Origin of the sequence: Cesiribacter sp. SM1, from assembly GCF_020178975.1 — a bacterium.
GTDB lineage: Bacteria > Bacteroidota > Bacteroidia > Cytophagales > Cyclobacteriaceae > Cesiribacter.
In genome coordinates, this window is sequence record NZ_JAHXBU010000002.1 from 52,715 (window position 1) to 63,807 (window position 11,093).

Annotated in this window: 10 protein-coding genes and 1 pseudogene; 4 read left to right on the top strand and 7 right to left on the bottom strand. The window is 44.3% G+C overall.

Annotation, left to right across the window (positions count from 1 at the left end; genetic code table 11):
• Positions 1–1,491 precede the first annotated feature (1,491 nt).
• Both KWJ01_RS00570 and KWJ01_RS00575 read left to right on the top strand, forming a co-directional pair.
• Entirely contained in the window at positions 1,492–4,578 is a 3,087-nt protein-coding gene (locus KWJ01_RS00570) for a PVC-type heme-binding CxxCH protein (RefSeq protein WP_224994319.1), read from the top strand.
• A gap of 3 nt (positions 4,579–4,581) precedes the next feature.
• Positions 4,582–5,832, top strand: a complete 1,251-nt coding sequence (locus KWJ01_RS00575) for a VCBS repeat-containing protein (protein WP_224994320.1) — start codon at positions 4,582–4,584, stop codon at positions 5,830–5,832.
• A gap of 633 nt (positions 5,833–6,465) precedes the next feature.
• Here the strand turns inward: KWJ01_RS00575 and KWJ01_RS00580 are convergent.
• The gene (locus tag KWJ01_RS00580) at positions 6,466–6,852 is read right to left on the bottom strand and encodes a LytTR family DNA-binding domain-containing protein (RefSeq protein ID WP_224994321.1); all 387 of its coding nucleotides are present in this window, start codon (positions 6,850–6,852) and stop codon (positions 6,466–6,468) included.
• A gap of 117 nt (positions 6,853–6,969) precedes the next feature.
• Here KWJ01_RS00580 and KWJ01_RS00585 point away from each other — a divergent pair, with 117 nt between their 5' ends.
• The gene (locus tag KWJ01_RS00585; protein WP_224994322.1) at positions 6,970–7,254 is read left to right on the top strand and encodes a transposase; all 285 of its coding nucleotides are present in this window, start codon (positions 6,970–6,972) and stop codon (positions 7,252–7,254) included.
• 26 nt (positions 7,255–7,280) lie between these two features.
• A complete protein-coding gene (locus KWJ01_RS00590; protein ID WP_224994323.1) occupies positions 7,281–7,718 on the top strand; it encodes an IS3 family transposase in 438 nt (145 codons plus the stop codon).
• 58 nt (positions 7,719–7,776) lie between these two features.
• Here KWJ01_RS00590 and KWJ01_RS00595 read toward each other — a convergent pair whose 3' ends face one another.
• From KWJ01_RS00595 to KWJ01_RS00620, 6 genes and pseudogenes are all read right to left on the bottom strand, one after another.
• Positions 7,777–8,241 carry a hypothetical protein gene (locus KWJ01_RS00595; RefSeq protein WP_224994324.1) on the bottom strand — a complete coding sequence of 155 codons (465 nt, stop codon included), beginning with the start codon at positions 8,239–8,241 and terminating at the stop codon, positions 7,777–7,779.
• A gap of 4 nt (positions 8,242–8,245) precedes the next feature.
• Positions 8,246–8,647, bottom strand: coding sequence for a helix-turn-helix transcriptional regulator (locus KWJ01_RS00600; protein WP_224994325.1), 402 nt, complete (start codon positions 8,645–8,647; stop codon positions 8,246–8,248).
• 2 nt (positions 8,648–8,649) lie between these two features.
• Positions 8,650–9,039: a hypothetical protein gene (locus KWJ01_RS00605; RefSeq protein ID WP_224994326.1), complete on the bottom strand. Its 390-nt coding sequence runs from the start codon at positions 9,037–9,039 to the stop codon at positions 8,650–8,652.
• A gap of 244 nt (positions 9,040–9,283) precedes the next feature.
• Entirely contained in the window at positions 9,284–10,312 is a 1,029-nt protein-coding gene (locus KWJ01_RS00610; protein ID WP_224994327.1) for a YhcG family protein, read from the bottom strand.
• On the bottom strand, positions 10,302–10,577 hold the full coding sequence (locus KWJ01_RS00615) for an SAM-dependent methyltransferase (protein WP_224994328.1): 276 nt from the start codon (positions 10,575–10,577) through the stop codon (positions 10,302–10,304). The genes KWJ01_RS00610 and KWJ01_RS00615 overlap by 11 nt, the downstream gene beginning before the upstream one ends.
• A 79-nt stretch (positions 10,578–10,656) precedes the next feature.
• Positions 10,657–11,093 (bottom strand): annotated as a pseudogene (locus KWJ01_RS00620) (gfo/Idh/MocA family oxidoreductase); the annotation flags it as partial.

Genomic DNA, 11,093 nt, shown 5'->3' on the forward strand with positions numbered 1-11,093 from the left:
AGAGGAAAAAAATTTGGGTTTACTGGTAACTACCACAAAAAGGCTTACTTACCAGAAAAGAAACAAGCTGGTAAAAAAAGTTTTGCAGGATTGCTTAATCCTGACTTCGCTGCTATGCACAATAAATACATATTCCTTCATCTTTAGCGCTGAAGCTGGCGCATTGCTCCTCAACACCCACCAGGAATAAGAACCTCCGTCAATACGCACGCTCATCTACTGGGAAACGCTCCTTATAACAAAATCAATCCCTTCACTAAGAGCGTACAGCACCAGCCACCAATCAACTGGTTATGAGCTTAATATAACAATATACCGGTTAAAACCCCACTGCTTTTTCCAAATTCTTGTATTACTAACCATTCCTTAATATAGCGGGCCTGCTCAGGCATCCACAAATCATACCCCTGCTTTTGATCTGAAAGCAGCTGCCGGCTGTGGACTAAAATGTATGATAGTTTCTATTGTATAGAATCAGCTTCATTTGTAGCTGATGATTCTTCAGTTTCTTTGAGAAGCAGCCATCGTGGCGCGCTAGTTCTCACAAACCTGTTGTTTCTGGCTCTAAGACTGGTATTGACTCCCTTTATGTACTTGGTGCATGCTTTTCCTATAAGGTGTTTTCAGCAGGCAGCACAACAGAGAAAGCTTTCCAGTCATCGGCCGCCATGGCACGGTGCAGAAGAGTTCAATTTGAAGTTCATCCAACTGCTTATAAAGCAGTTCAACGGTATGCCAGCTTCTGTCTCCCCTTTGCCAGGCTGCGCGCCCGGAGCCAGCACCTCATCAGTTTCAGGGATATAAGCGTAAGGGAGCCACTGCATGTTTTCTTTGCTCTCAACAAAGCTATATAGCTCATCTATCTGCACCTTATCATAGCTGTTTTGCCAGTGCTTGATGCTTAGCTGCTTCACCCTTTACTCTATAATCTTTACCGCTGTTTGTCTGTGTTCTCCAGTGATAAATGCTATATCCATGAGCCCACAGTTCCTGATGAGCCTGGGCGGCACGGCATCTTCAGTACTTGCTTTCGCTGCTGCTGGCAGTAGCCCTTTTTTACATACTCCTGTTGGAATTGTTTTCTACAGCTGGAGCATCGCAGCGGCTGGGCGCCCCCGGCGAACCGCAGAAAATTCTGCTTTCCATTGGCCTTACGACTGTTTTTCCATACCTTACTACTACGGCAGGGCAGGTAATTGAGATTGTTATTTCGCACATAACCCTCTCTAAACCAAACCCTACTGCTTTTTATTCTCCTATCATATATTCTGTACCACTACCGATATATTTATATGGGGTGATTTTCCGAATGCTACTTCTATTTTTAATCTAAGTTCACAAAGTCGTGGCCGGGATGGAAATAATCAGTCGAGTGATCGGTTGGTCATTCCAATTGGTTTCGATGCCTACAGCATGTGGGATAATTTGTATAGGCAAACGTTCTTAATGCCAAAATTGAAGGATAGCCCGTTTAACAACAATCGATTGAATATGTCAATAAAAAAGACTTTCTGGTATGTCTTATATTTTTCAATGGTATCTTTTATAGGGTGCGGTGAAAAAGATAGCGGAGAAGAAAATAATCAGAGCGCTGAAACAGCAAAGTTTAGCGGCGAGAAGTTTAACGAACATATTAGATCGACCCCGGCACGTACACCCGAGGAAGAACGGCTGGGTTTTAAGCTCCCGGAAGGCTTTGAAATAGAACTTTTTGCTTCTGAACCAGAAATTGGCAAGCCTATCAACATAAGCTTTGATGCGAAGGGGCGCATGTGGGTAACGCAATCGTATGAATACCCTTTTCCCGCCGAAGGGCAGGGAAAAGACAAAATCACCATTCTTGAAGATACCGACGGAGACGGTAAAGCAGATTTATTTACGCAATTCAATGATACCCTGAATATCCCATTAGGGATATTGCCCATGACAGATGGGGCAGTTGCCTACAGCATTCCCAATATCTATAGGTTTACTGATACGGATAAGGTTGGCAAGGCCGACAAGCAAAAAACCTTGCTGGGTCCATTCCAGCACAAAGATACCCATGGAATGGTCAATAATTTTATCCGGGGGTATGATGGATGGATTCATGCCTGCCATGGATTTACCAATGAATCAAAGGTAGCAGGAGCAGATGGAGATTCCATATTTATGGTTTCAGGCAATACGTTCAGATTCAAACCCGATGGCAGTCGGGTGGAGCATATGACGCACGGAAGGATTAACCCTTTTGGTCTGGCATATGATGAGTGGGGCTACCTCTATTCGACAGATTGCCATACCTCACCGCTATATCAACTGATCAAGGGGGGAGAATACTACCAATGGGGAAGAGAAGAAGGAATGGGTTTTGCGCCTGACATGAAACCTTTGGAAGACGAAGCTACAGCGCTTGCCGGTATAGCCTATTATGCAGACCAACACTTTCCTAAAGAATTCCAGCATAATTTTTATATAGGTGATGTAGTTGCCTGCAGGGTCTATCGGAATTCATTTGAATTTAAAGGGTCCTCTCCGGTAGGGAAAAAAGAAGATGATTTTATTTTAAGTGAAGACCCGTGGTTCAGGCCGGTAGATGTGAAATTGGGTCCGGATGGGGCTCTGTATATAGCAGATTTTTATAATAGCATTATCGGGCATTATGAAGTTCCTTTGGAGCACCCCAAAAGAGATAAAATAAGGGGAAGAATTTGGAGAATTACCTATAAGGGGGCAAAAAACGAAAAGGTAGACTGGTCTGCTGCGCCCCTCAATGATTTAATTGCAGCGCTTGATGCTGATAACCTTGCCGTGAGGATGACTGCAGCAGACCAGCTTGTTGACAGGATCGGGCAACCCGCCGTTGCTGCAGTAAAGGCAATGTATAATAAAAAAGAGATTAGCACCAGAAAGTATATTCATGGACTGTGGGTGCTTCAGCGTTTGAATGGGCTCGACGAGGAGCTTATTAAAAAATCTTTGGCGCAGTCAGAGCCAGTTATAAAAGTACACACACTGGGAATACTGGAAGAGCGTGAAGTAAACGGTAAGGATTTTTACCCTTTAATTTTATATGCGCTTCATGACAAAGATCCTCACGTACAACGAGCAGCAGTGCAATTGTTGGTGCGGTATGCAACGATCGAAACGCTGGAAACAGCCCTTGCTTTCAGGAAAGAAATTCCTGATTATGATTCTCACATGATTTATGCTACCAGGTTAAGTATCAGAAATTTGGTAAGAAATGAAGCGCTGATGGAGCAGGTACTAGCCAGTGATTGGGAGCAGGAGGATGCAAAAAATCTTGCGGATGTTATGTTAGGTGTGCCTTCAGAAGGTGCTGGCTTATTTTTAGCAGGATATCTGAACAGTAGTAGGGAAGAATATAGGATGAAAGATAAATTTCAGCATGCAGCCAGGTTTATGCCCCCAGGGCAACTAGAGGAATTCATAAGGGCCTCTATGGAAAATCAGGGAAAGCATATTGATTCAGAATTCTTGAAATTTAGTGGTATTCGACAGGGTATAGAACAAAGAGGAGGTGCTGAACCTATACAAATGCAGCAGTGGGGAAAAATACTTGCTGTGAATATTCTGAAAAATTATAGTCCGGAAGATGCCGGGAAATCAGATGAAGTCAGAATCAGGCAATTATTTGCTATTGATTTGGCCGGTGACTATAAAATCAGAAATGTAGCACCTCAATTAAAGGCTTTTGTTGCAGTAAGAGAAAAACAGGTTCCCGAATTAACAACAGCTGCTTTAAATGCATTGTTAAAATTAGATGCCGAGGCAAATGCGGTGCTTGCTAAAAGTTTGATTACGGATGAGGCGGTTCCTGAAAATCTAAAAATTCAAATAGCTTATTTGTTGGGAGATTTTCCAGGACCGGTGGTCAATGAAGTTTTGGAGGCGGTAGAGAATCCTTCCCCTGAACTGCAAAGGGCAATTGTGATGTCCATGTCGAACTCACCGGAAGGATTGGCAAATATTTTCAATAAGGTCAGAAGCGGGGAATTGTTTCCAAGAATTCTGCTAGACCCAAAGGTGGAGGAGAGAATAGCTATTAATGCCTCTCCCAGGCATCAAAAGGAATTTGAGGCACTCACTGCAGATCTTGATCCGGTAAGCAAAGAAAAAGAGATGCTGCTTTTTAACCGCTTAGAGAATTTTAGATTAAACCGGGAAAGCTTATCTGCCGATTCCGGTCACATCGTCTTTGCTCAACACTGCTCTACTTGTCACCAGGTTGCTAACGAAGGCGGTAAAATTGGACCACAACTCGATGGTGTGGGCAAATGGGGAGAACGTGCACTGGCCGAAAAAATCCTGGATCCAAACCGGAATATTTCCGAAGCTTTCCGAACATATACCATTAAATTAAAAGACAGCAAAGTGATGACCGGGCTGTACCGTCGTGATGAGGGTGAGGTAATTGTTTTTGCAGACATTGGAGGAAATGAATTTTCGGTCCCTAAGAAAGATATCGCAGAACAAAAAGCTTCTAAATACACACTGATGCCTGATCATTTCGGAAATGTGCTTTCAGAGGCTGAGTTCAACAACCTGGTTGCTTATTTATTAAACTTAAAAAGCTGAGGCATGGGTGTAAAAAATACATTCATTAGATTAGTAGGAGCGTCGTTAACGGCCGTATTTTTTGCGACTATTGGAATTTCCTGCAATAAAAACACAAATGCACGAAGTGAAAAATCGACTGTGACTGCGAATGCAACACGTGATGATAAAAGTAATTTTAGAAAACACATCATATCAAAAGATTTTATCTCTGAGGGCGTAGCGGCGGCAGATGTAAATAAAGATGGCAGCATAGACATCATGGCTGGTGCCTATTGGTTCGAAGCTCCTGATTGGAAACAACATGAAATTTTCCCGGGAAAAACATTTGATCCTGCAACTGAGTACAGCAATTCATTTTTAAACCTGAGTCTCGACGTCAACCTGGATGGCTGGGAAGATCTTGTTGTGATCGCTTTTCCCGGTGAACCTGCTGTCTGGTATGAAAACCCGCAAAATAAGTCAGGGAATTGGCAGAAACATGCCATTGACGATGCAGTGGGAGTTGGTAATGAATCCCCCAACTTTGTTGATGTTGATGGAGATGGCCGCGTGGATATTTTATGTGCTGACACCCGGAAGAGTCAAATTGTATGGTTAAAAGCGCCTGTTCAAAAAGATTCTCTGCAGTGGAAAATATTCGCTATTAGTAAAGAAAACGCACCGGGAACTGAACAGTTTTCACATGGACTGGGATTAGGAGACGTAAACAAGGATGGTAGAAGAGATATCACTATTAAAGACGGCTGGTGGGAAGCACCTGAAGATCCTACACAAGGGGATTGGAAATTTCATAAGGCTAATTTCGGCGAGGATTGTGCGCATATGCATGTACTGGATGTAACGGGAGACGGACTTAATGATGTTATTAATTCATCCGCGCATAAATATGGCATTTGGTGGCATGAGCAAGTTCAAGAGGCGGGTAGTGAGCCCCAGTGGAAAACCCATTTAATCAGTAAAGATTTATCTCAAACCCATGCATTGGCATTAGAAGATCTGAACAACGATGATAAACCGGACCTTGTTACAGGAAAGCGTTTTTTTGCACATAATGATTCGGACATTGACCCCGGAACCCACGATCCGGCTTTATTGATCTGGCTTGAGTTCATGCCCGGAAAAACACCGTATTGGGAGATTCACGAAATAGACAATGATTCCGGGGTGGGGTTGAATATTGTTACTGAGGACATTAACAAAGATGGGATGTCAGATATTGTGGTAGCCAATAAAAAGGGCGTTTTCTATTTTGAAAATACTATGGCGAAATAACGGGAGGATTACCTTGAAATTTTTCTTTTTTCTTCAGGTCAAATTTCTTTAAACAGGAAAGCACCCATAGCTACCCTTTCAACAAAATACAGCCCCCTTTCCGAAGTGTTGCAACGGAAGAGGTCTACGATTATTCCTAGGTGGGAGAGACATTGGTTGGAATGCTTCTTCCTAAAATATCAATCATATATTCATATCGTTAGCTGCTTCTGATTAATTTTAAAATATAAAGATTAAATATCGGCACATGAACTAATCAGGAAGTTAATTAGTAGGCATACTAATTATATCCAACAGGTTCGATTCCTGTCGAACACACTTGATATTAACATCACCTAATGAATCCTGTGTAAGACATTAAATATGATTTGATGAGGCATGGATGCCTCCTGATTATGAGTGACTATATCCAATATAAGCAATTTTATAAAATTGTACTTAATTAATATTAATGGGTCCGTGATGCCTACGCTTTTGTAGAATTAAGATACATCCATTTCTGATTAGCCAAAACACTTCTGGTAATTCCGTACAATATAAGGCAACTATAAATTTCAACACTTCGGAAAGGGGAATTTCCGAAGGTGAGTTAAGGTTTTGACAGGTACGGCAGGGTAGGGGTACATGTTATGCTTAAATAAACCTATTCTGTAGCTTCTGTAGAAAAGCATCCGCATCCCGGTACTTTTTGCCAATAGGAATCACCTTGTCCAGCACATAAATGTGATTGTCCTCTATCTTTTGAATCAAGCGGGTATTGATGATGTAGGATTTATGCACGCGCGCAAAGCCAGTAGGGTGGAGGGCTGCGAACTCTTTCATGCGTTTGTACACAATTGTTTTGGCGGTAGGGGAGACCAGTAGCACGTATTCTTTCATGCCCTCCAGATAGCCGATGTCACTCCAATGAAGCTGAAGCATTTTCTTTCCGCTCTTCACAAAGAAGGCATCTGCCGGGGTGGGATCAGCTTTGTTAGCTTCTGTTTCAAGGGCTATCCGGGCTTTTTGTACTGCCTGCAAAAAGCGTGGGTAAGTAATGGGCTTTAGAAGGTAATCGACAGTGTTGTGCTCGTAGTATAATGGACCCCGAAAATAGGACAGCAGTTTAAAGTGTAAAAACCATTAAGTTGTTGACCTATGCAAAAGAGAAGATCCTTTTCAGCTGAATTTAAAGTTAAAGTTGCATTCGAGGCACTGAAAGAACAGCAAACCCTCCAGGAACTTGCCCAGAAGTATGAACTGCATCCAAATCAGATATCTGCTTGGAAGCAGGAGTTTCTGGAAAAATCTGCCAGTGTTTTCTCCCAAGGGAAAAAGAAAGAAGAAGCTACTGTAGACACTGGCAAGCTCTACGAGGAGATTGGCAGGCTGAAGGTAGAGGTAGATCGCCCGGCGACCCGGTTTCTAAAAAAAAGAGTTTAGCAAAGCCAGTGGAGGAGAAAAGAGCTATGATCGAGGTTGATCATCCTGTTTTGAGTATCAGCAGGCAGTGCGAGCTTATTGGCCTGTCCAGATCTGTGTTCTATTATCAGCCCGCAAAAGCTGATGAGGATAACCTTCGGCTTATGGAAGAGATTGACAGGCTCTACCTGCAGTACCCCTTTTATGGTAGTCGAAAAATGACAAAGGAGCTTAATTGCAGGGGATATGAAGTAAATCGCAAGCGCATCCAGAGGCTTTACCAACTCATGGGTATACAGGCTATTGGGCCAAAGCCAAATACCAGCAAGCCAGTGAAAGACCACAAGATTTACCCCTACCTGCTCAGGAATCTGAAGATTGATCAGGTGAACCAAGTATGGGCAACGGATCTGACCTGCATTCCCATGCCTACTGGATTCATGTACCATGCTGGCAAGGTCTTTTTCTTCATCAAATACGCGTAGGTGGCTGTTTACCATGTGGCCCAGCTTGCGGGCATCTGGTAAATCGCTGGCCCTTTTCCTATTGCTGCTTAGTGGCTTCCGAACCTGTTTTGATCTGCATAAAAAGCTCGGTGGGATTAAGGATAGGCAGCATCAGCTGGTTGTGTCGGGTGCCGCTGAGATTACGGGCTAGCAAGGCACGCAAATGGCTGATGGCAATGCTCAACATGGTAATGACTGCCTGATCGGGCAAATTAATTCGCTCTTGTTCGCCCTGCCTGGTGGCCAGTTTTTTCAGGTTTTCTACCTTATAGTCGGTCCGCACCTTGCCGCCGGCTAATACTTTTGTGGGTTCATCGGGCAAATGAAAGCCTGCCTCTACCGTAAAACGCACCAGCTCTTCTGCCAGCTGTGGAGCAAAGCTTAGGCTTATGTTAAGCCCCGCTTCTTTTCCGGTCGGCAAGCTCAGCTCTTCGTTTACAAAAAAGCCTAATTCGGCAATGCCCGCAATACTCAGGCCCAGGTTTACCTTTTTTTCGTCCATAGGGCTAAGCAATTTGCAGGGCTTCGTATGGCCCGTTGTCCACCGCTACTTCAAAGTGGTAAGGGCTTACCGTGGTATGCAGTTGCACCGATACAAAACCATTGCTTTGCATATAACCCAGCTTTTTTTCCTGACTTTGGCTATACGCTGCCAGGCTTTCTTCCAGGTCAATTTTGGGCGCTACACCCAGCGCAAGGCTAAGTTCTATAAGTTTTGTTAAGGAGAAGTTGAAATTACCATTGACAATTTGGGAAATATAACCCTTGCTCACCCCTAACTCCCTGGCAAGCGCTGTTTGGTTAAGGCCCCGCTCTTCCATATAGAAATGCACCATACGGAAGATGTCATTTTGAACTCTTTCCAGCCAATACTCCGGTGTTTGATACAATTCTTTTCTTGAGATCATGATTATCTGCTATTAAGATAAGCCTCTTTCAGCTTACGGAATCTTTTAATGTCTTTTGTCTGTGTGCCTTTCTTGCCGGCCAGCACTACTATTCGGCCTTTGTGCTCTTCGTGTATCAGGTATACCCGCAGGTGCTTTGTTTTAAGTTCGTATTCTTTAACCGGATCGTTTTTAGGCGTAAGATCCCGGCATTTTGTCTTAGGCATCGGATGTCTCATCTCAGCCATTTCCTGCATTCTTACCTGAACGGTAATTAATTCGCTGCTCAGGTTACCTTCGGCTCGTATTTGCGCTTCAAAAGCCTCGTATTGGCTTTCTCCGTCAACGGTAAGAAAGAAAAATTTAATTTTACCCCTTATTTCCTCTATCTCTTGTAACGCAAATATAGTCATATAGTTTAGTTATCGCTAAACACCCCTGAGTTTATTTCTCTTGTGCTTGATGCAAACCAGCGATTCTCATTAGATCAGATAAAAATCTAAAAGCCAATCCCTGTCAGGTTTTCCCGAATCCGCTTCTCCAGCACGGCTCCCTCTTCAAACTGCCTCGCCAGCTCCTCCGTCAGCGTTTCATCTTTTCTTCAAAGGGCATCTCAACTTCTGCTTTGGAGCCCACATATCCGCCCGGTAACTTCCTTTACTCATCCTTTTCCTTCAGCTGCTCCAACTCATAGAACTCATGCAGCTTCTGCTTCAGCAGGTTTTTATCGATCAGGGCCGTTTCGTACTGGGCAATCAGTGTGGGCGAAAGGCTTCTGCTGAGGGAGAATTTAACAATCTCGTCGTTTTTGCTTTTGCAGAGCAGTACACCGATGCTGGGCTTTTCGTGTTCTTTTTTTACCTCCCGGTCCAGGGCCTCCAGGTAGAAATCCAACTGGCCGATGTACTCGGGTTTAAACTCCGTAATCTTCAGCTCAAAGGCCACCAGGCTTTGCAGGCCCCGATGGTAAAAGAGTAGGTCGATGTAGAAATCTTTATCGCCCACCTGCAAGCGGTAATTCTGCCCCACAAAGGAAAAGTCGCGACCGGCTTCCAGGATAAAATTTTTAAGGTTGGAGACGATGCTTTGCTGAAAATCCTGTTCGCTGTGCAGCTGGGGCAGGTCCAGAAAGTCCAGCACATAGGTATCCAGAAAAGCGCCGGGGCTATTGGGGTGAATTTGTGCCATCGCTGTTGACACAAACGCCTCCTGCCGCCCTTTGGCCAGCATGTAGCGTTCGTAATAGCCACTGTCAATCTGCCGCTCCAGCTCCCGCACCGAATACTTTTCCTTAATGGCCAGCTGCAGGTAAAACTGCCGCTCTTCAGCGCTACTTGTTTTTGATAGCAAGTGCAGGTGAGCCGTCCAGGGCAATTGTGTCAACAGTGTTGACACTTTTTTATCTTCGGCATAGGCTTCGTAAAACTGACGCATGCGGTAGAGCCCGCGCCGGGTAAAGCCTTTTAATTCGGGCGCCTGCTCCTTGATGTAAGCCGCTAGCTGGTCTACCACCCCTTCGCCCCAGACCGCCGATTGCAGACGCTCACTGATCCGTTGCCCGATGCGCCAGTACAGCAGCACCAGCTCCTGATTCACCTGTTGCAGGGCTTTCTGCTGGGCTGTACGTATCTCCGTAACGATGCCGGAGAAATCGCTTTGCAGGGTTTTAGATAGATTAGCTTTCATATGCATAGGCTCCGCTTATTTCTCTTATTCTGTATTCAATTAAATAAAGGCCAAACCCGATCCCCCCCAGATTCTCCCAAATCCGCTTCTCCAGCAGCGTCCCATCCTCAAACTGCTTCGCCAGCTCCTCCGTCAGCGCTTTCAGCTTTTCTTCAAAGGGCACCCCATCTTCCTCTTCCGCTTCGGAGCCTACATAACGACCCGGAGATAAGACAAAGCCATTGGATTCTACTTCTGCCAGGGAAGCTGATTTGCAATATAACAAAGGGATGAACAGCGGCTGAAATTAAAACCATTGTGATAGTTAACTTCTTTTGTAAAGTAATTTCCAGTACCCTCTGAACTTACTCTAAGAAAACTGTTTTGTTTAGACTTGCAGATGCTTTTGCGGCCTCCAGAATTTCTACTACCGTTACGTTAACAGGCAGTCCATATAAGTCAAACTCATCCTGCTTTAATCTGCCTTTTACCACCGAAGCAAATAATGAGAAAGGATCAGTATATGGATGGGGGCGTGGGGATAGCTTTAGCACCTCTTCAGGACTGCCTGCTGCTAACCGCTGGTGCACAGTAGTGGCATCCACTGCAAGTGCATAGCCTTTGGTGCCATACACTTCCATATCCTTGCGGGGAAAGGTCCAGTTCCACGACCCCTGGATGATACATTGTGCATTGGGATATTGCAGGATGATTGTTGCTTCATCATCTACATTTTTATAAACATGAGGCTTGTTCTGATGGACTACCGCTGTTACAGAAAGTGGCTTTTCACCTTTCAGGA